Source organism: Acinetobacter sp. WC-743 (assembly GCF_000335555.1).
In the GTDB taxonomy this organism is placed as follows: Bacteria; Pseudomonadota; Gammaproteobacteria; order Pseudomonadales; family Moraxellaceae; genus Acinetobacter; species Acinetobacter bereziniae.
On the sequence record NZ_AMFQ01000018.1, the window covers coordinates 14,145 to 38,193 of the forward strand.

General features: G+C 36.6%; 26 protein-coding genes. 21 read left to right on the top strand and 5 right to left on the bottom strand.

What is annotated here, in order from left to right:
• The first annotated feature begins 353 nt into the window (after window positions 1-353).
• The 20 genes from ACINWC743_RS02630 (at window position 354) to ACINWC743_RS02720 (ending at window position 18,449) form a co-directional block, all read left to right on the top strand.
• Window positions 354-896 carry a hypothetical protein gene (locus tag ACINWC743_RS02630; RefSeq protein ID WP_009584290.1) on the top strand — a complete coding sequence of 181 codons (543 nt, stop codon included), beginning with the start codon at window positions 354-356 and terminating at the stop codon, window positions 894-896.
• A 30-nt stretch (window positions 897-926) separates the two neighbouring features.
• Entirely contained in the window at window positions 927-1,436 is a 510-nt protein-coding gene (gene tssB / locus ACINWC743_RS02635) for a type VI secretion system contractile sheath small subunit (protein ID WP_004832255.1), read from the top strand.
• On the top strand, window positions 1,429-2,910 hold the full coding sequence (gene tssC / locus ACINWC743_RS02640; RefSeq protein WP_004832253.1) for a type VI secretion system contractile sheath large subunit: 1,482 nt from the start codon (window positions 1,429-1,431) through the stop codon (window positions 2,908-2,910). Before tssB ends, tssC begins: the two co-directional genes overlap by 8 nt.
• Before the next feature lie 47 nt (window positions 2,911-2,957).
• Window positions 2,958-3,461: an Hcp family type VI secretion system effector gene (locus ACINWC743_RS02645; RefSeq protein ID WP_004723558.1), complete on the top strand. Its 504-nt coding sequence runs from the start codon at window positions 2,958-2,960 to the stop codon at window positions 3,459-3,461.
• Between the two features lie 65 nt (window positions 3,462-3,526).
• Window positions 3,527-4,000 carry a type VI secretion system baseplate subunit TssE gene (gene tssE, locus ACINWC743_RS02650; protein ID WP_004832251.1) on the top strand — a complete coding sequence of 158 codons (474 nt, stop codon included), beginning with the start codon at window positions 3,527-3,529 and terminating at the stop codon, window positions 3,998-4,000.
• Between the two features lie 15 nt (window positions 4,001-4,015).
• Window positions 4,016-5,824, top strand: a complete 1,809-nt coding sequence (tssF, locus tag ACINWC743_RS02655) for a type VI secretion system baseplate subunit TssF (RefSeq protein ID WP_009584292.1) — start codon at window positions 4,016-4,018, stop codon at window positions 5,822-5,824.
• Window positions 5,788-6,780 (top strand): type VI secretion system baseplate subunit TssG, encoded by a 993-nt coding sequence (gene tssG, locus ACINWC743_RS02660; RefSeq protein ID WP_004832247.1) that lies wholly within the window; start codon window positions 5,788-5,790, stop codon window positions 6,778-6,780. The genes tssF and tssG overlap by 37 nt, the downstream gene beginning before the upstream one ends.
• Entirely contained in the window at window positions 6,781-8,166 is a 1,386-nt protein-coding gene (locus tag ACINWC743_RS02665; protein ID WP_009584316.1) for a hypothetical protein, read from the top strand.
• A 34-nt stretch (window positions 8,167-8,200) separates the two neighbouring features.
• Complete coding sequence (gene tssM, locus ACINWC743_RS02670) at window positions 8,201-12,070, top strand: type VI secretion system membrane subunit TssM (RefSeq protein ID WP_009584318.1); 3,870 nt, start codon at window positions 8,201-8,203, stop codon at window positions 12,068-12,070.
• A gap of 34 nt (window positions 12,071-12,104) precedes the next feature.
• Window positions 12,105-13,064 (top strand): type VI secretion system-associated protein TagF, encoded by a 960-nt coding sequence (tagF, locus tag ACINWC743_RS02675; protein WP_004832239.1) that lies wholly within the window; start codon window positions 12,105-12,107, stop codon window positions 13,062-13,064.
• 4 nt (window positions 13,065-13,068) lie between these two features.
• Complete coding sequence (locus tag ACINWC743_RS02680; RefSeq protein WP_009584266.1) at window positions 13,069-13,833, top strand: OmpA family protein; 765 nt, start codon at window positions 13,069-13,071, stop codon at window positions 13,831-13,833.
• A gap of 39 nt (window positions 13,834-13,872) precedes the next feature.
• A complete protein-coding gene (locus ACINWC743_RS02685; RefSeq protein ID WP_004832234.1) occupies window positions 13,873-14,139 on the top strand; it encodes a PAAR domain-containing protein in 267 nt (88 codons plus the stop codon).
• A gap of 308 nt (window positions 14,140-14,447) precedes the next feature.
• Complete coding sequence (locus tag ACINWC743_RS25170; RefSeq protein ID WP_080972005.1) at window positions 14,448-14,795, top strand: PAAR domain-containing protein; 348 nt, start codon at window positions 14,448-14,450, stop codon at window positions 14,793-14,795.
• Window positions 14,713-15,021, top strand: a complete 309-nt coding sequence (locus ACINWC743_RS25175) for a hypothetical protein (RefSeq protein WP_171064855.1) — start codon at window positions 14,713-14,715, stop codon at window positions 15,019-15,021. Before ACINWC743_RS25170 ends, ACINWC743_RS25175 begins: the two co-directional genes overlap by 83 nt.
• 18 nt (window positions 15,022-15,039) lie before the next feature.
• Window positions 15,040-15,756, top strand: coding sequence for a hypothetical protein (locus tag ACINWC743_RS24430; RefSeq protein WP_009584288.1), 717 nt, complete (start codon window positions 15,040-15,042; stop codon window positions 15,754-15,756).
• A 4-nt stretch (window positions 15,757-15,760) separates the two neighbouring features.
• Window positions 15,761-16,303 carry a hypothetical protein gene (locus ACINWC743_RS02700; protein ID WP_009584276.1) on the top strand — a complete coding sequence of 181 codons (543 nt, stop codon included), beginning with the start codon at window positions 15,761-15,763 and terminating at the stop codon, window positions 16,301-16,303.
• A gap of 24 nt (window positions 16,304-16,327) precedes the next feature.
• Window positions 16,328-16,768, top strand: coding sequence for an NF045616 family extracytoplasmic (lipo)protein (locus ACINWC743_RS02705; RefSeq protein ID WP_035300104.1), 441 nt, complete (start codon window positions 16,328-16,330; stop codon window positions 16,766-16,768).
• Between the two features lie 63 nt (window positions 16,769-16,831).
• The gene (locus ACINWC743_RS02710; RefSeq protein WP_009584273.1) at window positions 16,832-17,263 is read left to right on the top strand and encodes a hypothetical protein; all 432 of its coding nucleotides are present in this window, start codon (window positions 16,832-16,834) and stop codon (window positions 17,261-17,263) included.
• Between the two features lie 111 nt (window positions 17,264-17,374).
• Complete coding sequence (locus tag ACINWC743_RS02715) at window positions 17,375-17,830, top strand: NF045616 family extracytoplasmic (lipo)protein (RefSeq protein ID WP_009584282.1); 456 nt, start codon at window positions 17,375-17,377, stop codon at window positions 17,828-17,830.
• Window positions 17,831-17,918: 88 nt separating this feature from the next.
• Window positions 17,919-18,449 carry an NF045616 family extracytoplasmic (lipo)protein gene (locus tag ACINWC743_RS02720; protein WP_049044486.1) on the top strand — a complete coding sequence of 177 codons (531 nt, stop codon included), beginning with the start codon at window positions 17,919-17,921 and terminating at the stop codon, window positions 18,447-18,449.
• A gap of 280 nt (window positions 18,450-18,729) precedes the next feature.
• On the opposite strand, the gene ACINWC743_RS02725 is transcribed toward ACINWC743_RS02720, so the two are convergent.
• Window positions 18,730-19,272, bottom strand: coding sequence for an NADPH-dependent FMN reductase (locus tag ACINWC743_RS02725; protein ID WP_009584269.1), 543 nt, complete (start codon window positions 19,270-19,272; stop codon window positions 18,730-18,732).
• A gap of 177 nt (window positions 19,273-19,449) precedes the next feature.
• Here ACINWC743_RS02725 and ACINWC743_RS02730 point away from each other — a divergent pair, with 177 nt between their 5' ends.
• Complete coding sequence (locus ACINWC743_RS02730) at window positions 19,450-20,016, top strand: 5'-nucleosidase (protein ID WP_005034771.1); 567 nt, start codon at window positions 19,450-19,452, stop codon at window positions 20,014-20,016.
• 103 nt (window positions 20,017-20,119) lie between these two features.
• On the opposite strand, the gene ACINWC743_RS02735 is transcribed toward ACINWC743_RS02730, so the two are convergent.
• The 4 genes from ACINWC743_RS02735 to ssuD form a co-directional block, all read right to left on the bottom strand.
• Window positions 20,120-20,734: a TetR/AcrR family transcriptional regulator gene (locus tag ACINWC743_RS02735; RefSeq protein WP_004832227.1), complete on the bottom strand. Its 615-nt coding sequence runs from the start codon at window positions 20,732-20,734 to the stop codon at window positions 20,120-20,122.
• A 499-nt stretch (window positions 20,735-21,233) separates the two neighbouring features.
• A complete protein-coding gene (locus ACINWC743_RS02740; RefSeq protein WP_009584298.1) occupies window positions 21,234-22,031 on the bottom strand; it encodes an ATP-binding cassette domain-containing protein in 798 nt (265 codons plus the stop codon).
• A gap of 9 nt (window positions 22,032-22,040) precedes the next feature.
• Window positions 22,041-22,862: an aliphatic sulfonate ABC transporter permease SsuC gene (ssuC, locus tag ACINWC743_RS02745; RefSeq protein ID WP_009584278.1), complete on the bottom strand. Its 822-nt coding sequence runs from the start codon at window positions 22,860-22,862 to the stop codon at window positions 22,041-22,043.
• A complete protein-coding gene (gene ssuD / locus ACINWC743_RS02750) occupies window positions 22,859-24,028 on the bottom strand; it encodes an FMNH2-dependent alkanesulfonate monooxygenase (protein ID WP_004832221.1) in 1,170 nt (389 codons plus the stop codon). The genes ssuC and ssuD overlap by 4 nt, the downstream gene beginning before the upstream one ends.
• Between the last annotated feature and the right edge of the window lie 21 nt (window positions 24,029-24,049).

The window sequence follows — 24,049 nt, forward strand, 5'->3', positions numbered from 1 at the left end:
GAAATATTTTACAGAAAAAAAAACTTTTGTGAAGATAAGATATTATTGATATTATCCAAACGCTTTAAAAAACTTTTTTTATCAATCGTTTAAAATGTTGATACGAAATTTCACTTGACTAAAAGTGTTTTTTTTAGTTTTATTTCTAAGATTTTAAACGAAGTTGCTTTAATTATATATATTTATAAAACATCAAAAGTAAATCTATTGAATAACTGAATCAAGTGAATTGAGGTTAGATTTTGAAGAATTATATCCCGTACATTTTAGTTCTTGGAGCATCATTTGCGAGCACATTTGTTAGCGCAAACGATGAGATCAAACTAAAAAGATCATGTATCAAAGACTATCCAATGGTTGAAGGCGAGACGAATCCTGAGCTTCTGGTGATTTATGCGCAATTGTGTGATAAGAAGAACAAAGACTATAAAAACAAACTGTTGGTCTCAGCTGCGGAGAAATTCCAACAGCTTGGGAAAAATGAAAAAGCGCTTCAAATTGTCAGTTATTTAGAAACATTGAATATTCAAAGCAATGAGTTGACTGATGTTAAGTTCCTTGCTGGTCTTGGTTTGGCTTCCGATGCGCTAACCAAGATGCGTACCAGTGAAATGCGTTACTTGACAGAAGCCAAAACTTATCCAGTTGCGAAAAGTTTTACAGATGCTGTTCGACAAGCAATGCCTGCAGCAGTTTTGGTTGAAAAAAATCAGGAAACTGCACCGAGCGTAGAGCGTAGTTCTCGCCCTCAGAAAGTGAGCCGTCCTCAGAAAGTGAACCGTACTTCGCCGACACGTTCTGCACCTTCTTCATCTAAGCCTGCATCATCTAAACCCGCTGCTACTCCAGCAAAACCGAAGCCGACACCAGCAGCTAGACCGAATTTCCCAACATAATTTATTTGCTCAAATTAATGGATAAAAAAAATGTCAAAACGTGAAAGTGTACAGAAAAAATTACAGCGAATCAGACCACCACGTGTTCAGCTGACTTATGATGTTGAAGTGGGTGATGGCAAGGAAGTTAAAGAATTACCATTTGTTGTTGGTGTGCTCGGCGATTTCTCTGCTGCTTCTGAGTTAGAAAGAACCAAGTTAAAAGACAAGAAATTTATCAATGTTGACTTAGAAAACATTGATGAAGTGATGGAATCATTATCTCCACGTGCAGCCTTCCAAGTTGAAAATACTTTGACTGAAGAAGGTGGTCGCATGTCAGTTGATTTAACATTTAAGTCAATGGAAGATTTCCGCCCTGAACAAGTTGTACAGCAAGTTGAACCACTTAAAAAGTTGGTTGAAGCGCGTGAGCGTTTAACAGACTTGAGAAATAAGATTTCTAATAGTGAGCGTTTGGAAGACTTGCTTGATGAGGTTTTACAAAATACGGATCAGATTCGTAAATTAAGTGCTGAGGCGGGTCCAGAAAATGAGTAATTTACAAACCAATACTGTACAAGATACAGCTGTAGAAGAAGTAAGTTTACTTGATTCTATTGTGGAGCGTAGCCGAATTGCACGTAATGATGAAGAACATGATCGTGCGAAAAGCTTAATTAGCGAATTGGCGAAAGAAGTCATGGCAGGAACAATAACTGTTTCTGAAAACATGTCTTTGTCTATTGATAAGCGTATTGCTGAAATTGATGCACTTATTTCGACACAACTTAGCAAAATCATGCACAACGAGCAGTTTCAAAAAATTGAATCGACTTGGCGTGGTTTGTACTATTTTTGCCAAGAGTCACCGTCTAATCCGTTGATCAAAATTCGTATGTTAAACACGACGAAAAAAGAGTTGATCAAAGACTTCCAAGGTGCAACAGATTTCGATCAAAGTACATTGTTTAAAAAAGTGTATGAAGAAGAATATGGTTCATTTGGTGGCGCTCCTTATGCTACTTTGATTGGTGACTTTGAGTTCGATCGTACACCATCAGATATGTATCTGTTAGAACAAATTTCACATGTTGCAGCAGCATCACATGCACCATTCATTTCTGCTGCAAGCAGCAATATGTTAGGTCTCGAATCATTCACTGATATTGATCGTCCGCGTGATGTTTCAAAAGTGTTTGAAACAGCTGAATATGTGCAATGGCGTTCGTTCCGTGAAAGCGATGATGCGCGTTATGTTGCATTGACCATGCCACGTGTTTTAGGACGCTTACCTTATGATCCTAAAGAGGGATGGGCAACTGAAGGCTTTAACTTCGTTGAAGAGGTTTCAGGTCAAAATCACGATGAATATTTATGGATGAATGCAGCTTATGCGTTCGGTACACGTTTGACCAATGCCTTTGACTTGCATGGTTGGTGTGCGGCTATTCGTGGGGTAGAAGGTGGTGGTATGGTCGAAGGCTTACCAGTGCATACCTTTAAAACCAATGATGGTGAAGTGGTATTTAAATGCCCAACAGAAATTGCTATCACTGATCGTCGTGAAAAAGAATTGAGTGATTTGGGCTTTATTCCACTGGTGCATTGTAAGAATACAGACTATGCAGCATTCTTTGGTGCACAGTCTACGCAGAAGCCGAAAAAATATGACAGTGATACTGCGAATGCAAACTCATCACTTTCTAGCCAAATCCAATACATCATGGCAGTTTCTCGAATTGCACATTATCTAAAAGCAATGATGCGAGATAAAGTCGGAAGTTTTGCATCGGCTGGAAACGTAGAAGCATTTTTAAATGAATGGCTATCACAATATGTATTGCTTGATGATGGCGCGTCTCAAGAAGCAAAAGCACAGTATCCACTGCGTGAAGCTTCTGTAAAAGTTGTAGAGAATCCTGCAGAGCCAGGGCACTACAAGTCTGTGGTCTTTTTAAGACCGCATTTCCAGCTAGATGAGTTGTCAGTTTCTCTGCGACTTGTCACTGAGTTACCTCAGTCCTCGAATTAAAATAGAGCGTGGCTAAATAATAACTTTAAAAAATAAGGGTAAATCCAATGAAAGACATATACGTTCAATTTCAAGGCAAGTACAAAGTTGATGGTGAGTCACGTGATTCTGAGCACAAGAACTGGCTAGAAGTTAATTCTTGGTCTCACAACATCCGTCAACCAAAATCTGCTACTTCTTCAAGCGTTGGTGGTCATACTGCTGAACGTGTAGAACATTCAGACATGCTGTTCGTTAAAGATTTGGATGCGACTAGTCCAAAACTTTGGGAAGCTTGTTCTGCTGGTTATACTTTTGACGAAGTTCAAATTGATTTTTACCGTGCAAACGGTGACAAACGTATCAAGTACCTCCAAATCAAATTGAAGCATGTTCTTGTTTCAAGTGTAACACCTACTGTAAATGAAGAAGGTGTTCCAACTGAAGCATTTGGTTTGAAATATGCTGCAGTTGAGTGGACTTATAATCAACAAGATATTAACGGTTCTGCTAAAGGTGCCGTTACTAAGAAATGGTCTCTTTCTAACAATACAGCATCTTACGCTGCTTAATTGTTGGTCGAGACAGATAGGGACTGCACAGTCCCTATCTGTTTCATATCATTAGAATATCAGTTATGAACTTAGATCAACTTTATCCCTATGGGTTTCGGTCTACACTCTTTGATCGTTTGATTGTTGAAGATGATTATGTAAAAGGGCTTTCCATACATGAGCTAAGAGAGTCTGTTGCTCATGATTTGGAAGATTTGTTAAATACCCGAATCGCTAAACTAGATGTGGATATTGATGATTATGCTTTAGCCAAAAAATCGATTGTACAGTTTGGGATTATTGATTTTGTCGGGCTTTCAACTGCAAATCCCACAGATCGAGATGTTATTTGCCAGTCTATTGAGCAGTCGATCGCTGCACATGAACCACGATTAAAACAGATTAAAGTAGAAATGCAGCTAGATGATCAGAATGTTGGTTCTTTATGCTTAAGCATTCAAGCCTATTTAAATATTCATCCACTTTATGAACCTGTAATTTTTGATGCCTTACTCAAGCCAACAACACAGCAATATGTAATCTCTGCCAGATCTTAAAAATGTAGGTATGTCGTGATAGAAGAACTTTTACCGTATTATGAAAAGCAACTACAAGAATTTGGTCAGCAGTCACGTGCATTTGCAGATAAATATCCTAAAATTGCGCAAAGATTATCTTTAAACCAAGAACAAATTGATGATCCTCATATTGAGCGCCTGATTCAGGCTTTTTCTTTAATTGCAGCACGTATTGATAAAAAATTAGCCGATAGCTATGACATATTTACCCGCTCATTATTTGAAGTGATGTTTCCGCAGTATTTGCGACATTTTCCTGCCTGTTCCGTGGTGAGCTTTGAAGATTTAAATAAACAAAAACAATTAACAGATGTTCATATTATTCCTAAAGGAACAACTTTAAAATCAAGAAGTTTTAAGGGGGTCCAGTGCGAATTTAATACCAGCACTGAAGTGAAACTACTTCCCATTCAGCTGGAAAGTTTAAGTTTTCAAACCACGCCAAGTGCGCATATTCATTTGAATCAAAATGCGACACTTAGTTTAAAATTTGAGTTATTAAATCCATCTAAAAATTGGTTGAAAAATGAAAAGCTTCCTATTTATTTAGATGCGATTTCTAACTTTCCATTGCAAGTTTTAGATCATATTTTTCATCAGGATACCAGCTTTAGTCTGCGTATCAATAAAAAAGTTACAGCAATAAATAATCCTTTTGAAGTGATGGGATTCCGTGAAGATGAAAGTCTATTACCTATAGATCAACATACTCATCATGCCTATCGTTTGTTGATCGAATACTTTTGTTTTCCAGAAAAATTTAGTTATCTGAATTTAAATTTAGATTTTTTAAAATTATTAAAAGATGAAAATTTAACTTTTGAAATTCAAATTCATTTGAAGCTGAATTTAAACGATCAAGCCATTATTCGAAATTATTCAGAATTGAATGTGGCGAATTTTAAATTATTTACCAGCCCAGTGGTCAACCTATTTGAAAAACAGGCTGAACCGCAAAAAATCAATCATAAAAACTTAGAATACCCTCTCATCACAGATGCACACCATCCTGAATTTTATCAAGTGTATTCAATACTTGAAATGAATTTGATTCGTGAAAAAAGTAATCAGGATCAAGTGGTTTATCCAATTTTACCATTCTTCGCAATGAGTCATTATCATGGTGAGGATATTCAGTTTTTTTATGCCTTAAATCCGACTGTTTTACAAAATCAATATGTGGAAACAGGGTATTCAATTATTTCAAAACAACTCGAGCCTCAGAGTATTAAGTCGGATTTTGTCAGTTGCAGATTACTTTGTTCAAACCGTGAATTGCCGTATGAAGCTTTAGGTCAATCGAATAATGTTTTGAATTTGAATGACAGTACAGTTGCTCGCCGTGCTTTGATATTAAAAAGACCAACTGAGCCTTATCAATTTGAAATGAATAAAAATGAACAATGGCGGATTATTTCACATCTTTCTTTAAATACGCTGGCGTTAATGAAAGGGGATGCGGTCAGTCATATCAAAGAGTTACTTGAACTTTATAACTTACCAAAATCGAAAGAAAATCATTTGATTATTGATGCGATTAAACAGATCGAATTTGAAATTACCCATAAACTTGTTGAAGCAAAACCTTTCCCGATGTTTGTACGTGGCGTTAAGGTATTGATGGATGTGGATGTTCAAGTTTTCCGTGGACATAGTCTCTATATTTTCAGTGAATTGATTAGTCATATTTTCAATTTAAAAGTACAAATGAACAGCTTTGTTGATGTTTTTGTGAGAGATTTAAATACAAAACAGGAGTTATACCAATGCGTACAGAACGTTGGTGGCAAGAAGCTTCTGTAGTTGACGAGCTTTTCAAAACCCCTACAGCTTTTGAATTTGTGCAGTCAACCCGATTATTTAGACATGCACCCACCATCACCACTTTAAAAAGTTGGTCAGATGATTTTCTTTTTGAAAGTTCACTAAATCTAAATTTCCCCAAGCATGAGATTGAATCCTTAGAACAAGTTGAGGATAAGATCCACATGACCAATTTGGTGGTAGGTTTAACGGGTATGCAGGGTGCAATGCCCTATACCTATACCAATAAAGTCAAGCAAGCACCTCGTAAACAACGTGTCGAGGTACAAAAGTTCTTAGGGCTATTTAACCATAAACTTACAGCCCAATTTGTCGATGCAAGTCTGAGTTATAACCTGCCTGTACGTTATGAAATTGAAAAAGAAAATAATTACTTAGAAATTTTACATGCGTTAAATGGATATATTCGAACACAGCATCAGCAAGATGATTTAGACGATTATTTTGCTGAGTTTTCAGGATTGATGCAGGGACAAAACAATACTGCACATGCGTTGAAAACGATGTTGACCTGTGTCTTTAATCATCCTGTTGAAGTCAAAGAATATATTACTGAGAAGTTTAAGCTAGGCGATGAGCAGAGAACCAAATTAGGGGGCAAACAACCCTTTCTTTTGGGGGTAAATACTTTTTGTGGGGAAACTATTCGACAAATAGATGGAAAAATAGAAATTCAAATTGGTCCATTAACTCATGCTCAATATTTAGAGTTTTTACCGAAGAAAAAGTTAAGTAAAAAATTAAAAAAAATACTTCAGAGTTGGTGTAGTCCAACCTTATTGGTTGATTTGCGGTTGGTGCTTGCTAAAGAAGAAGTTCAGCCTTTGCAGTTGAGTTCAACAGCACAAGTCGGTTTGGCACAAGGTGCTTTTGTGATGCCGAAGATGCAAAGTGATAATGATGAAACCTGTTATGCGCTGATTGGAGCTTCATAAATGATTAAAACAATTTTAGCAACATTGATCAGTGTCATTTTACTGGTCTCAGCAATTGTCGTATTTTATTGGCGTGATATTAAATACAATCCAAGTGGGCAGGATTTTGTTATTTTCTTTGGATTAATTCCCGCTGCAATTACATTGTTGCTTGTGACACCAATGCTATTGAAAAAGTTTTATCAAAGTCGTCAAGACAAGAAAGAGCAGCAAAAACTTGAACAAGAACAACGCTCAGAACAGCAAAATATCGTTGAAACGCTAGATGCAGAAATTGAATGGGTAAATTTAAAGGTCTATTCAACAACCAGTTTAAGTGCAATGGGTGAAAATGAAGTTCATATTGAGCAGCTGCAAGATGTGGTCAGCCCCCAACTTGATCAATCACTCATCAATAGTTATGGTTTACCCATCTTGTCATTGCGTATACAAACACTTGAAGAACAAGAAGAAGATTCATCAAGTTTATCGGGTCGTCAGAAACGAATCACAGCCTTAATTCAGCAACAGCTTGAACAGAATACAGACATGCTTCACCAAATTGCGGAGCATTTAAAGAATTCAGCACTGTTCTATGATGCTAAACTTGCACATGAATATCGTATGCATCCTGCGTGGATTAACCCGCATCAAGAATATGAAGATGAACCTGTAGAACAACAGGTTGCAGAAGCTGTACCACAATTGAATCGCCTCAATATTCATCTTATTTTGCCTGAAAATTTATTTCACACATGGGATGAAAACTCAGGTGCAGAATTGATTCAACAGTATTTTACAGAGCTTGGCATCCTTGATCAGCAGTTTCATACTGAATATCATTACTGGGGGGAAACAACGGCATATCATGATTGGATGAAATTGCTGAAAAGAACACAATCATTAGATGCAGAAGTTTCGTTATTTATTGTGGTTGATTCTGAAATTGATCAAGAAACCATTGATGATCGAACATGGATGACAGAAAAATATATTCCTTCTGAATATATCAGTACCTGTTGTATGACCAATGAAAAGGTTGAATTGCAAAATTTACAGCCAACAAAGTATATTCGAATTGCACTAAATTCTGATCAGGCATCTAGGTCCTTAAAAGAGTTGAATTTGGCTCAAGTAGAACAATTTGAACAAGAGCAACCTTTTGTTTTGGTTTTAGATGATCCTAAAGAGGTCAAGCTGTTAAAAAGATTAGAACAGAATTTTGCAGAAACACCGATTGAAGCACATCACTATCTTTATTGTAAAAGTAGTTTAGGTCATACCCAATCATTAGCCAAAGTTTTTGGTTTTATGTTGAGTCTGCACCTTAAAGATGAGTTGTATGGCTATGTTTATAGTGCTGAACATCAGCAAACCCAAGTAATTGTTGGGACTGAGTTTGCATAGAGATTACAGACAAATTTAGAAAGAAATCGAGAAAATGATACAAACAATTTTAAGCTATGCATGGCAATACATCACAAATCCAAAGCTTGTGATTGCGCTTTCAATCCTTGTTGCGATAATTTCTTCGTACAGTGTGGTACCACGTCAGTATTTCTTTATGATGCTCGCTGCCTATATCCTTGGGTTGGTGATTTACGGAATTTACTGGTTGATTCAACGCCGTAAGCATGCTGAACAAGGTGAAGCTTTGGCTGAAGCCATTGAGCAAGACAACACAGCTGAATACGGAAAACAAAAAGACAAAGAAGAATTAAACCTGATCAACCAACAGATGAAAGAATCGATCCAATTGATTCGTAAATCTAAATTGGGTGACAAAAGCGGAAACGCTGCCCTTTATGAATTACCGTGGTATATGGTGATTGGTAACCCTGCCGCGGGGAAAAGTTCAGCAATTTATCATTCTGGTTTGAAATTCCCATTCGAAGAAACCCATCAAAAAGTGGTGTCTTCAGGGCTCAGTGGTACGCGAAACTGTGATTGGTTCTTCTCTACAGAAGGAGTGTTGCTCGATACCGCAGGGCGCTATTCTGTATATTCAGAAGATCATTCAGAATGGTTAGGTTTTTTAAATATTCTGAAAAAGAATCGCTCAAAAGCACCGATCAATGGATTGATTGTGATTGTAAGTGTAGCTGAATTGGTCAGTCAAAGCCCTGAAAAATCAATTAAATTAGCGAAAAGTTTAAGAGCGCGTATCCAAGACTTAACTGAACGCTTAGAGATCTTTGCGCCAGTGTATCTGGTTTTCTCTAAAATGGATTTGATCGCAGGTTTCACCGAGTTCTTTGAATGCTATGAAGCAGCAGAATTTGATCAAGTCTGGGGTGCAACTTTACCTTATGATCCAGAATCATCACAAAATGCAGCTGAACACTTCGAGAAACATTACAACATTTTATATGATGGCTTAAAAGGTGTAAGTACAACCCATTTAAGTCGCCGTCATGCACAAAATATTTCTCCAAGTGTGATGACTTTCCCGCTTGAATTTAAGACGTTAAAACCCGTATTAAAAACTTTTATCGGGACATTGTTTGAAGAAAATCCATACCAGTTTAAACCTGTATTCCGTGGTTTCTATTTCACCAGTGCTTTACAAGAAGGTGTGATTGAAAGTCCAATGACAGAACAAATCGTTGATGATTTTCAACTGACTAAGATCCCCAACAGTGAACATGGTATTCCACAAAACTCAATCTCTCAGAATCATGGTTATTTCTTAAAGGGTTTATTCTCAGAAGTTATTCTGAAAGATAAGAATTTAGTTAAACAACATATTAATCCAAACACAAAACGTAAGCGCTACTTGGCATTTATCGCATCATTATTGGGTGTGTCGATTATTTTAGGCTTATGGGTTTGGTCTTATCGTAATAACCAGCAATTAATTGCAGATGTACAAGCAGATCTCAATAAAGTTGTTCAAATGGAACAAACCACAGGTCAAGAGCTTTCAACCCAAATTGATGCTTTACTGATTTTGCAACAACGGTTAGAGCAGCTAGATGACTTTGATCAGCATCGCCCTTTAAAGTTCTCGTTTGGTTTATATCAAGGAAATGAGTTAAAAGAAAAATTAAAAGCGGAGTATTTAAAAGGGGTGAGACAGATTGTCTTAGCGCCGAGTCAGCAAAACATTGCGCAGTATTTGCAACGTGTTAAAGGCAATGAGCAAACACTCAAGCAAAATCATGTTAATGTGGAAATTAAACAAACCTCTTCTACACAGATTGCATCAGAGCCTTCAGACACAAATCCGCAAGATGCTTATAATGCATTGAAAGCTTATCTTATGATGAGTAATCCACAATATATGGATGCCAGTCATTTAAGTGATCAAGTTACCCGTTTCTGGCGTTCATGGTTAGATGCCAACCGTGGACAAATGCCGCGTGGAGAAATGATTCAAAAAGCTGAAAAAATCTTGAGCTATTCAATGACATTAGCCAATGATAAAAAGTTCCCAGTTTTAGAGTCAGATGCTCAGCTCGTCGATCAAACTCGTCAAGTATTGCTCTCAGTGGTTCGAGGAATGCCAGCACGTGATCGTGTTTATAACGAAATCAAAATGCGTGCAGCCGTACGTTACCCTGCTGTCACTGTGGCACAAATTGTGGGTGAAACCAATCGTAACGTGATGTTGGGTGGTTATGCTTTACCAGGAATATTCACCCAGAAAGCTTGGGATGAATATGTTGACAAAGCCATTGAAGACGCTGCAAACAAACCAACAGATACCAAAGATTGGGTATTGAATAGTACGCAGTCTGACGATTTAACATTTAGTGGTAGTCCAGATCAAATTCGTAAACAGCTGACGCAACTGTATAAACAAGAATATATTGCAGAATGGAAAAAGTTTATTAACGCTACCCATTATGCAAAAGGTCCTGATTTTGTTCAGCAAGCGAAGATCATGGATGTGTTGGGTGAACCACAAAACTCTCCAATCCGAACTTATATTGATCGTGTCGCGAAAGAAACCAGCTGGGATAACCCTGTGGTTCAAGCAGAGCTTGCCGCACCACAAACAGGTTTTGTTGCTTGGTTCAAACGTAAAGTACTCGGTCAGGGTAAATCGGATGAGATCCAACGCGCGTCTAACCAGGCACAAGGACAAATTTCTCAACAGTTCCAAGTGTTCTATCAATTGGTACGTAAGCGTGATGATTTACAAGACAAATCATTGCTCGACGACTATTTACAGAACATGGCTCAAGTGAGAAGTAAACTGAATGACCTTCGTAGCGCGGGTGATTTTGGTCCAAGTGCTTTGGCTTTAGCGAAACAAACAATCAATGATCAAAGTTCAGTCTTTAATGCGACCCAAAAAGTTGTCGATGAAAAACTCACAGTAGGCTTGGGCGAGCTAGATCAGCAAATGGTTCAAAAGCTTTTGGTTAGCCCACTGACGCAATCGTTCGATAGCTTATTGACCCCAGCACAAGATGAGATCAACAAACTTTGGACCTTACAAGCGTACCAACCATTTAGTCAAACACTTTCGCAAAAAGTTCCGTTTAATTCATCAGGAACAATTCAAGCGACCAGTAATGAAATTAGCCAAATTTTTGGTGATAACGGAAGCATTTCCAAGTTTGTTAAAGAGACGCTAGATCCATTCGTGATTCGTCGTGGTTATACCTTATCTTCAAAAACTTGGAAGAATATGGGTGTGGGTCTGAACCCAGAATTTGTGATGAATTTTGAGCAATATACTACACCGATCAATGGTGCATCAGCTGGTGCGGCAGGCGGTGGTGCCCCAGCAGCCAACCAATCAAACTTCCAATTCTATCCAATTCCAAATAACAAATTGTTGTCTTATAGCATTGATATTGATGGACAGCGTTTAGTTTATGAAAATGGTATTCAACAATGGGTGAACTTTATGTGGCCAAATCCTGGAGCAATTCCGGGTGCGCGCATCACAGCAATTGATTTAGATGGTCAAACTCATACGATCTTTGAGGAACCAGGAGAGTATGGTATCAACAAATTAATTGATAGTGCACAACGTAAGCCACTCAATGGTAGTTTTGAAATGACATGGACCAGTAAACAAAACAGTGATTTGTTTGTGAAACTTCAGTTCCGTTTGATTAGTGGTAATGCTTCTAACCCAATTGGTTCAAATCGTGGTTATGTGGGCTTAAAACTGGTAGATCGAGTCACTAGCCCTAAAGCGGCATTGGTGGTTGCAGCACAGCAAGCACCTGCAACAGCGTCTAATCCACAAGCTTCATCGCCATTTGGTGGTGGCGCAGCATCATCGGCAGCAGCGCCTAAACCGCAGGCGCCTGCAGCACCGCAGCCTGCAACAAATGGGGGAGCTCAATGATCATAGGGAACGATTTAGTGCGAGGGATGAAAGTATGCAAACATTAAAGTCTACACCATTGTATTATGGAAAATGCCCTGCGCGCGGTGACTTTTTAAAAACCAAAGGACAATATGCATTGATCCAAGTGATTGATCAATGGATTACTGAAGCACTAGAAATGGCGATGCGGGAAGAAAATTTTAATGAAGCCTATCAATCTTTAGCACCATTAGATTTCTTTATTGCCAATCCGAAAGAAAAAATGTTTCTTGCCGCCAATATGGTGACCAGTGAAGACAGTTCAGGACGCCAGTTTCCAATGGTTTTGAGCCAATTATTGGAAATTGAAAATCCTTTTCAAAACTTATTGTATGCGCCGTTTAAATATAAACCTGTACTGATTGATCTTTTTCAAAAGAATCGCATGTTCAGAACCATAACTGATCCTGAGTTATTGGTGAATAAACTCGGTTTGATTGATCGCGAGGTTCAGGTACTGTCTGAGCTAAAAACACAAGACTTCTTCGAACATCATACAATGCATTCATTTGCGCAAATGATGAAGATCACGCCTTATGAATTGGCGCAAAGTATGCTGGGCTTGGGTTTATTGCTGCAACCTGTACTGAAACATGGTACCAGTAAATTATCAAAAGTATTAATTTTACCCATCAATAACCAAAGTTATTGCTATGAAATTGCTGCATTTTGGGTCAATTTAATTGGACGTTTCTTGGAAAAAAACAATACAGAGATTTTGATCGGTATTTTGCACCAAGAGTCACCGATTTTATTGTTTGGATTCCAAGGTGCTGACATTACTGCATTAAGTAATATTTTTACTCAAAATATGCAAAATGATCATTGGGTATCTTTGGTACAACCATTATGGATTGATGCTTATCTTGAACAGAATGCAGGTCTTGCAGCGCTTGAGCAATCGCTCTGCCAGCGTCAATTAAGTTTAACGCAAGGTATGAAAATTTTTCGGCAAACCTTTATAGATGAATAATGATATGAAGAATCAAAAAGTAAAAATATTGAAAAAATTTGCGATTATTTCGAGCTTATTTTATTCACTACAGGTATTTGCTGCACCGATCGTGGTTGAGGGTGTTGTACCCAATGATATGACCAAACAAGCGATTTTAGCCAAGTTAAAAGCGGTATATGGTAATGATCAGGTGGTTGATAAAATTCAAATCCGTCCTGTATCCGCGCCGAATGGCTGGAGCGATTCAGTGACCCGAGTCATCACGCCGGATCTAAAAAAAATTAGCCAAGGTAAGCTTTCGGTACGAGGTACGCAAGTTGAACTGATGGGGAAAATGGGTGTTCAAACTGATATTCAACCTACCACCACATTATTTCAGTCATTGGTTCAACCGCCTTACCGACTCAATGCACAAATTACCGTGAATGCTGCGGAGCAATCGGTTATTGATAATGCATTAAAAAATCGAATTATTGAATTTGAATCTGGTAAAGCAGTTTTGACTCCAGCAGGTACACAAATCTTAGACGAGATGGTGGTTGCATTAAATAAGGTTCAGGGTAAGAATGTTAAGATTGTTGGGCATACTGATAGTCAGGGTGATCCACAAAAAAACCAAGCATTAAGCTTGCAACGTGCTGAAGCTGTAAAACAATATTTAACCACCAAAGGTATTGCACCAACTCGCCTAAGTACTGCAGGATTAGGTTCGACTAAACCTGTTGCTGACAATGCAACGGATGAGGGGCGTAGAAAGAACCGCCGTATTGAGTTTGATGTTTTATAAAATGCTTTCTGAATAACAAAACAATAAAAGGTAAAAATTATGGCACTTCCATATATTACATTAGGATCTCCAACCACAGGTGGTGGAAAAATCATTTCTGCCCAATCATCTTTTTTGATTGATGGAAAGGCAATTGCCTGTGTCGGAGACAAAGCAACATGCCCTAAGCATAAGTGTGTAGCTACGATTGTGGCAGGTGATAATCATATGTTGGTGATGGGCAAGGCTGCGGCACAACACAATTCACCTTTATCATGTGGTTGTAAATGTATTGGTGATCAATCATTAACAGTTGGGCAGAATTGATAATTTAATCAATTGCTTATGGTTATATGTAATGATGAGGAGGGCGTTTTTATAGCGTTTACTTTGATAATGCAATTATAGTATTTGAAAGTTTATTTTCGCTAAAAATATTTTTTAAAGTTGAGAGTTTCCTCTTTGTCGGAAATGCGAATGATATAGCTATTTTATATGGTCGCTGTGTATCTATGTTCAATTAAATCTGTTGCAAAAAATGCAACAGAATAAGGTCATAGAAAGAAACCGATGTATTGATTTTGATTTTTTTATAATGATTCAACTGAATAACAGAACAATAAAAGGTAAAAATTATGGCAAATCCATATATTACATTAGGCTCTCCCACTACAGGTGGCGGGAAAATCATTTCGGGTCAGTCTTCTTTCCTGATCGAAGGGAAAGCGATTGCATGTGTTGGCGATAAAGCAAGTTGCCCTAAGCATAAGTGTGTTGCGACGATTATGGCTGGTGATAATCATATGCTGGTGATGGGCAAGGCAGCTGCACAACATAATTCTCCATTATCGTGTGGCTGTAAGTGTATTGGCGATCAAAATTTAACGGTTGGAGATAATGGTGGGGGGGGTAGGTTCAGAAACAATCAAGAGTTCAAATATATCTTCAGCAACAAGTCAAAATCAGATAGATTCTTTTGCTGATGAACAAAAAGAAATTCATAAAATTCAATTTCAAATTATAGATGAACATGATCAAAAACCTTTACAGGAATTATTATACGAAATTTATAGTAAAGATTCTGGCGAATTGTTAGTTAAAGGTTATACAGACAAAGATGGTCTTACAGCCATTTACGAAAGTGAGTTAACACCTGAATCCGTGGAGTTAATTACGCTTGATGTATCGCGAACTTTAGATCCTATATAATAAATTTTGAGAATAACTATGGCTAATACTGAAAGAAGCAATACAACAAATTTAGGTAGAATAATATTTCATTCTAAATATGATAAGAAACCTATAAGTGGCGGTGCTCTGGATAGTATAGATTTAAAAAATACTACAAATCTATGCCTTGCAGAAGACGGTTATTTAACAGCTTGTAGTGGTTGGAAAAATCTTATTAAAGTAAAGAAAACAGTGCCTTATACTTTTGGAATTACTTCCCAAGCAATTTGGGATCATATTAAAAATAAACAACCTTTTGAGTATGATATGGCTTTGCATTTTGGATTACAATTTGATTTACGTGAAATCGAAAAAGAAACGCCAGGTCTAATTTATACTGAATATTTTCATTCTTTAATGTATTTAAGATTTGCCTCTTATATCCGAAATGTTGCAGGAAGTAGAGCAGGTAAAGCTATAATGGAATTAATGAAACAAACTTTTGATATAAGGGTATCAGCGCATAAGAAAGATGTTAATGAAGTAATTAAATTAGCTCCTTCAGGTATGGGATTTTTTGATAGTGCTAGATATGCAGCTTGTGCTGAAGCAATAATTTTAAATCATGGTCCTTTCTATATAGATCAAGTTTTGTATGACACAGTGTTTGGTAATGGAAAAGTTAAAAAATGGAATAGGCAAGCCTATAATTTAGCTGTTGCCGAATATGGTTATATAAGACCAATTTCAGAAACAAATAAAATGGGAGACTAATTGAATGAATGCGACAAAAGCTAAACTATTTATAGTATTTATTTTATCTATCTTCATTTCTGCGTGCGGTCAAGCTAAGGAGCCAAAAGAAAAATTAGAAGATATTGGTCAAGCCTTTGATAAATCTAAGGAAGCATCAATATATGCCATGTATAATCAATTCATTTTAACAAACTCTGTTTTTAAGGCAGCATATAGTGAGGCCGACAGGCAATCTAAGACTAATGATGCATTACTAGATTTTGCCGGAGCTCAAATAAATATAATTAAAGTGAATTATGAGGCACTAGATAAGAACCTACTGGAGGATTTAGAATCTCTAGCGTCAGGTAAAAGAAGCATGATTACTGTACAGGCTGTAGATGGAATGTGTGTAAATAATAAATTTATAAAGAAGTACTCAAAGGTGGTCGACTTTAATAAATTTCCAAAATATGTAAAAGAATACTCTGAACAAGCTTTATCTTTACAGCCTAAAATTGAGGAAATTTTAGAAAAAGAAGCACAAAGTCCTATAGGTGGTTCTATTTGTAATACTCTTAAATAAATATAACGAAAATTGAGAGTTACAATGAAATTTTTAATTTTTATATTATCTTGTATATTAAGTCTCAGTACATCTGTCATGTCAGCAAAATATCGTGGTGGTGATATTGAAATATTAATGAAAAACAATAATATATGCTTTTATGTTGAGAAGGATAATCTTAAAGGTGAATACGAATTAAATATTTTTCATAAAGAGAGTTTTGAAAAAGTATTTCAATATGCACGTAGTTTTGAAAAAAGCTATCCTAATCAAAAAAAATGTATAGAAGTTAAAAAAAATATCTTTAATCATAAATCTATATATACAGCTGTTATTGATACAGGATATACAAATTTTGGTAAAGACTTTTGCATATTAGGTTCAAATGATAGTCGTATAGGTGAATATAATGGAAGGAGTTGTGTGCCAGAGGACAAATCTATAATTGAAAAAATAACAATTTTTATCAAAAATATTTTTTAATAAATAAGTAAGATTTATTTAGACTCTAAAGAATAAATATTTTATTGTAGGCATTAGGATGAAATGAAAAAAATATATAAGAATGGTATGTCATTGTTTTTATTGATATGTATTGCAGCATGTACGCCTAACTACTATTATTTAAAGCCAGAAATTTCAGGGCAAATTTATAATCAAAAAACAAAAAAACCTCTTTCAAATCGAAGTGGTTATATTGGTTATGATCTTGGGTTAGATGAAGATAAAATGGTAAAAACCGATCAACAAGGAAGATTCAAGATCACACCTAAGGCTGAATCGTATTATATTTTTAGACCTAATTTGAAAAAATTATCTGCTAGTGCGCCTTACATTTATATATCTTTTGATGGATATGAGTCAAAATCTTTTGATTATTCAAATATTAAGTCTATTAATGAAATAGACTCTAACCCTGGAGAAAGAATTTTGGAAAAGGGAGATGTCGGGATAATTTATTTAGATCCTGAAAAATAGATATTTAAAAATTTTATTGTAGAAATTGGATTAAATGAAATTTTGTTTGAGAGTATTTTAGTATTATTTTTATTGAAATTTATTATCATCAAGAGCTCAAAAGGTATTAAAATGCAAAAATATTTATTTCTAGCCTTTATCTCTCTTTCGTCTCATGTTTCTGCTACTTCATCTCCTTACAGAGGTGGTGAGGTGAGTATTGAACTAAAAAATAATAGACCATGCTTTTATATTGATGATACACAGCAAAAAGGGATATTTAACCTCATCATATTGAATTTATCTCAAGGTAGTACGGAATCTTGGTCATATGAAAATCATTTTGAAGATCGCTATCCTACAAAAACTAATTGTATTCTTCTTACAGAAAAAAATTTTAATAACTTTAAAAGCTTAAATGAAAATACACCATATAGTGCGACATTGGGTGGGGTGAAAAAGGCTTATAACAAAGATTTTTGTGTAAAGAAAAATTCTGGAAAGCTTGTAGTACAAGATTTTCAGGGAACTAGGTGCGTAGATATAAAGCCAAGTTTTTGGGAAAACTTAAAGAACTTCTTAAAATAGTTTCATGAACAATAAATATACTACTTTTTTTGCTTCTACTGGTTTAGATAAATACAAACATACTAAAGCAAAGCCTTTGTTTGCTTAAATGAAAAATGATCGATTATATATTTTAGTCAAAATGAGAAAGCTTGACTGGGTTATGAAATGTGATATGAAAATATACATAGGGCTATTGCTGTTATTGTTTACGATGAACTGTTACGCTACCCCAGAGTCAACTTTGTTTGCTTCAGTAAAGGGTAATAGTATTTGCCTATTTACTAAGGGTAACTATAAAAAAATTACGGATAATCAAATAGTGTTTTACATGGGAGAAATTATTCAAGATCAAGAGTTTAAAAGCTCATTTTCCCAAACATATACAAATATCCAAGATATGCCAACTTCCGAAAGTCATTGCATTCTCATCGACTCAGCAAAATTTAAACATAAAGTGCCCTATTATTTATATTTAGAATCTGACAAATCTTATTCTCAACGCATCTGTGTAGATCAGCAAAATAATAAAATTATTCTGACAAAAGTGGAGGATGTCTTTAATTGTGGCTCGAAGGAATATGATTATTCAGATAGAAGTTGGTGGCAAATCATTTTATCTTGGTTTGGATTAGATTAAAGCTATATCTGTTTTTGGATTGTTTTTATCCGTTCGATCACTTTTGATGACAATTGAATTAGATGATAAAAAAAGCCCCATCATCCTGACGGGGCTTTTTCGTATTGGTTCGTTAGGTAAACTCCTGTTCTACCTCACTTCCTGATGCTCAGACCGATTATTGTTGTTTTGTGTCTGGGAAACTTCCTGTTCCCTATGACTCTAGAATAGATAAATTCTTTAGATCGTCCAAGTCGTAAAATCAAACAATCATTGTAAGCTAAAGCGTACATTAATCACTTTAAACATTGGCATATTGAATCAATTTATTGACTACAGATTTTACAGCTTTCTGATCAAATTCATTACCTTCAAAAATTTCAGCTTTACCACGTTGACCAATATCACGAATTTCGATGACAGCATTGGAGTCGACCATACCAATAAAGGCACATACCTGTTTAATTTGATCAATAGAACGAGAGCCGTTGGTTCCACCATAACTCACAAACGCTGCAGGTTTGCTTTGCCATTCCTTATATACATAGTCAATTGCATTTTTCAGTACAGGGCTGTATCCATGATTATATTCTGGGGTAATGAAAATGAAGGCATCTCCCGAAGCGACTTTTTTTGCCCATTCCTGCTGCTTAGGTTGGTCATAAATACCAGATGCAGGTGAGTTTTTCCCTGCAAAGAAAGGCAAATCCCATTCTTTTAAATCTACGATTTCAACATTTAAAGTATTAAATTCAAGTTTGTTAATTTCTTTGTGTAGCCATTCTGCAACTTTGATTGCAACACGACCTTCTCGAATACTGCCCACAATGATTTGGATATTCATTTATTGTCATCTCTATTTATGTATTTCATCATTATGAACAATCAAAATGTAGAGTATCGTAGTGATTTGTATATGATTTTAAATTGAATGTGGTGGGCAGATTGTTTTAAAAAAGAATTAAATTGATCTAGAATAAAATTTCAATTTTAATAAGTAAAATTTTAATTTTGAACAGTGATGAAAGATAATTTAGCATTAATCATGGCTTTACCCAATGAATCTAAAGGTTTGTTTGAACAAGCAGGAATTCCCATTCACTATAGTGGAATTGGCAAAATCAATGCAGCATTCACAGCTTATGATGTCATTCAAAAAACAGGTTGTAAAACCATATTGAACCTCGGAAGTGCAGGAAGCTCAACTTTTAATGCCCATGAATTGATCGAAGTAAAAACCTTTGTACAGCGAGATATGGATGTTTCTCCACTCGGCTTTGAAGTGGGTGTGACGCCAATGGATCAGCATTTTCCTCAAGAAATTCATTTAGACTGTTATTTTCCTCATTTATCAAAAGGCATTTGTGGTACAGGGGATAGTTTTGAAACAGGGCAGCCAAAGGTCAATTGTAATTTAGTTGATATGGAAGGTTATGCATTGGCGAAAGTATGTAAAAAGCTCAACGTGCGATTAATTTCCGTGAAGTATATTACCGATGGTGCCAACGATACTGCGCATTTAGATTGGGAAGAAAATTTATTATTAGGCGCACAGAAATTATTAAAACTTTATCAGTCTTTAGATTAGAAAAACAACAAATTGAATATCTTTAGAATTTCAATTTAAGTTCAGGCGACCATAGGGAACTATGGTCGTTTGCCAAAATAACCAATATTGTTATATTGGATGATTAATTACGCGGTAAAACACCATATAAAGTCATGTGAATCGTATGCTCGATTGCACGTTGACACATACTTTTATTGCGTAAAGTTTTACCTGTAACCATTTCGATTTGAGTACTGAAATCAGCATAGTTTTGAGTCAATGCCCAAATATTGATAATCAGTAATTCAGCATCAATCTGATCTGAGATTTTACCTTGAGTTTGCCAATTCAAAATGACCTTCGCTTTGCGTTTAAATAACTTTTTAAGCGGACCTTTGAGGATGGATAAAATATGTGGCGCACCTTGAATTACTTCTAAGGCAAAAAGCTTAGAGGCTTTGGGCTGAGTTCTTGAGATTTCGATCTTTGTCATAATGTAATGTGACAAAGCCTCAGCTGGTTCCAATTCCGATTCAAGCGATTGTAATGGTGCTAACCATTTCTGCATCACGGTAGTCAGGACTTCAACGTATAAAGCTTCTTTATTTTCATAGTAATAGAAAATATTCGACTTATGCATATCTGCTAACTGCGCAATTTCGTCTAGGCTTGCACCGTTGAAACCATAGACAGAAAACACATCAAGTGCAGCACTAAGTAACTGCTGCCGTTTTTGAGCACTCTTTTTTTGTTCCATCGCATCTTTAAATCAAATAAATGATTATTAAATTGTACGGTAAAATGTTTGATTTGTGCACAGAAAGCAACATTATTTTGGTATATTTCTGATAAATAATTATGAAGTTTTATTATTAAATCAATCGTAATTCACTATTATCTAAAATTGCACTAAACTAGAGCAAAATTAATATAAAAATTATGTCAGTTATGGCTTATTATTTAAATTTTGTGACATTTTTTAGTATAAGGCTATTTTTTGAGTCACTTACAAAATAATGAACCATGAATGCTGTTATTTAATTTTAATTTAAGAAAGTCATTTTGATTTAAAAGCACTCGATTATATTTGAATGAAAAATCTCTACGGATGATTTTATTTATTTAATAATGAAGTTTTCGCCGATAAAAATGGATAAAACTTCGGTATATTGATAAAAATATAGGATTCAATCTGGAATAAGGGCACGAACTTTTATGCCCTTATATTTTATAGATAAATTTTCAGCACGCTATTTTTAAGTCGCAAGCACCGCAGCAAGCACTTGTTGTTCAAGCTCAGCAAAGGCAACTCCTTTTTGACGTGGGCGGGCTAAATCAACTTGAAACTGTTGTGCGATATGCCCTTTATCCAAAAGAATAATACGGTCTGCCAATTGCACAGCCTCACTGACATCATGGGTGACCAGAATAGTAGTAAATCCTTGTTCTAACCACAGTTTTTCGATCAGGCTTTGCATTTCTAGGCGTGTTAATGCATCCAAAGCTCCCAAAGGTTCATCAAGAAGCAATACTCGTGGTGTGTGCGACAAGGCACGTGCAAGTGCTGTTCGTTGACGTTGTCCACCTGAAAGTTGAGAAGGCCATAATCCAGACTTTTCTTTTAACCCGACTTTTTCTAATAATTGCTCAGCTTTGGGAAATTGATCTTTGGTGAGACCCAATTGCACATTTTTTAAAATGTTTTTCCAAGGTAAAAGACGCGGGTCTTGAAACATCACCCGGATATCATCTGCAATAATACCTTCACGGAAATTCAACAATGACTTAAATTTAATTTCACCGTAACTCGGTTGTTCTAAATCAGCAATTAAACGCAAGAGTGTACTTTTACCACAGCCACTGCGCCCTACGATCGCAACAAACTCTCCTGCTTCAATATGTAAGTCTAAATCTTCAAGAACTTTAACTTCACCATAGTACTTATGCAGCTGTTCAATCGAAATTTCTGCGCCAATTTTTGTCTGATCTTGTTCAATAATGTCTGGGTTTGGAAGAAGATCATTGGCATATTGGCTGATACTTAAATCGGTCATTTTAAGCTCCTATTTCTGATAACCTGCGTGCCAACGCAATAGATATTTTTCTAAGAATTGTGCGAATACATCGGCAAGCTTGCCGAGAAGGGCATACAGTAAAATACCGACAAGGACGATGTCTGTTTGTAGAAACTCACGGGCATTCATGGTCATATAACCAATTCCAGATTGAGCAGAAATAGTTTCTGCAACAATAAGTAAGACCCAAACTAAGCCCAATGAAAAACGTAAGCCAACCAAAATGGATGGCATTGCGCCTGGTAAAATAATTTCTTTATACAATTGCCAGCGATTTAAACCATAGCTTTTCCCCATCTCAATTAACTGGGGATCGACTGAGCGAATGCCATGATAGGTATTGATATAAATAGGGAAAAATACACCAACAGCAACTAGAAATAATTTTGCAGATTCATCAATACCGAACCATAAAATCACAAGCGGTATGAGTGCTAAAGCAGGAATATTTCGAATCATTTGCAAGGTCGTATCAAGTAGATTGGATGCAACTTTCGAAGAGCCATTGAGTAAGCCTAAAATCAGACCTAAGCCACCTCCAACCAATAGCCCGAGTAAGGCACGTCCTGCACTCACTTTGACATGTTGCCAAAGTTCACCGCTGACCAATAAGGTCCAAAATGCCGATACAACAGCTGTAGGTGCTGGAAGAACACGACTTTCAAGTAAGCCAGTTTTCGAAGCGATTTGCCAAATGACAATAAGTAAAATTGGAACAATCCAAGGCAGCAAGCGCTGCCCAAATTGCTTTGTTCCACATGAAACGATATGACTTTCCTTGTTAGGGTTTCGCTTGACTATGGCATTCATGCGAGCTCCTTTAAGGGCTTTTTATTTTCCTCAGGTGTGTAGTTGTTGGCAACAATTTCCCCAAATGGTCCAGTTAAATTTGGTTGGGTGAGTTTTTTACGTGTTTCTAATGGAAGCAATGGGAATACCAACTCAGCAAAACGAATGGATTCTTCCAAATGCGGGTAACCAGAAAAGATAAATGTGTTGATACCCAAGTCTGCATATTCTTGAATACGGTCTGCAACTGTTTGTGGATCGCCCACCAATGCTGTACCTGCACCACCACGAACCAATCCAACACCTGCCCAAAGGTTTGGAGAAACTTCAAGTTTGCTGCGATCACCATTGTGTAGTTCTGCCATGCGGCGCTGACCGACAGAATCCATTTGTTTAAATTTCTTTTGAGCAGCTGCGATGGTTGCATCGTCGACATACTGAATCAGTTCATTGGCCGCTTGCCATGCTTGTTCTGTGGTTTCACGAACAATCACATGTAAACGGATACCATAACTTAACTGGCGTCCTTTGGCTTCAGCACGTGCTTTAACCACTGCAATTTTTTCTTTTACCGCAGCAGGTGGTTCACCCCAAGTTAAATAAGTATCGACTTGCTCAGCTGCCAATTCGATGGCGTCTTCAGAAGAGCCACCAAACCAAAGCGGTGGGTAAGGGGCTTGAATAGGAGGATAAAGCAGTTTGGCATCATCAACACTCAGGCGTTCACCATGAAATGTAAAAGATTCACCCGTATGTGAACGCTTTAAAATTTCACGCCAAATGGTGGTGTACTCCGCTGCTGTTTTATAGCGTGTAGCATGATCTTCATATAAACCATCCCCTTTTAATTCTTGTTCATCACCACCTGTAACGAGGTTAAGTAGAACACGACCATTGGATAAACGGTCAAAAGTAGCCGCCATACGTGCTGCGAGGGCAGGTGTGGTTACACCTGGGCGTAAAGCAACCAAGAATTTTAAATTTTTAGTGGCATCAATTAAGCTTGCTGCCGTGATCCACGGATCTTCACATGAACGACCTGTTGGAATAAGTACACCTTCATAACCCAAATTATCGACTGCAACAGCAATTTGTTTCATATAGGCATGATCGACTTGTCGTGCGCCTTTGCTGGTTCCTAAATAACGACTGTCACCGTGAGTGGGAATAAACCAGAAGATTTTCATATCATGCATCCTTAAAAAAGT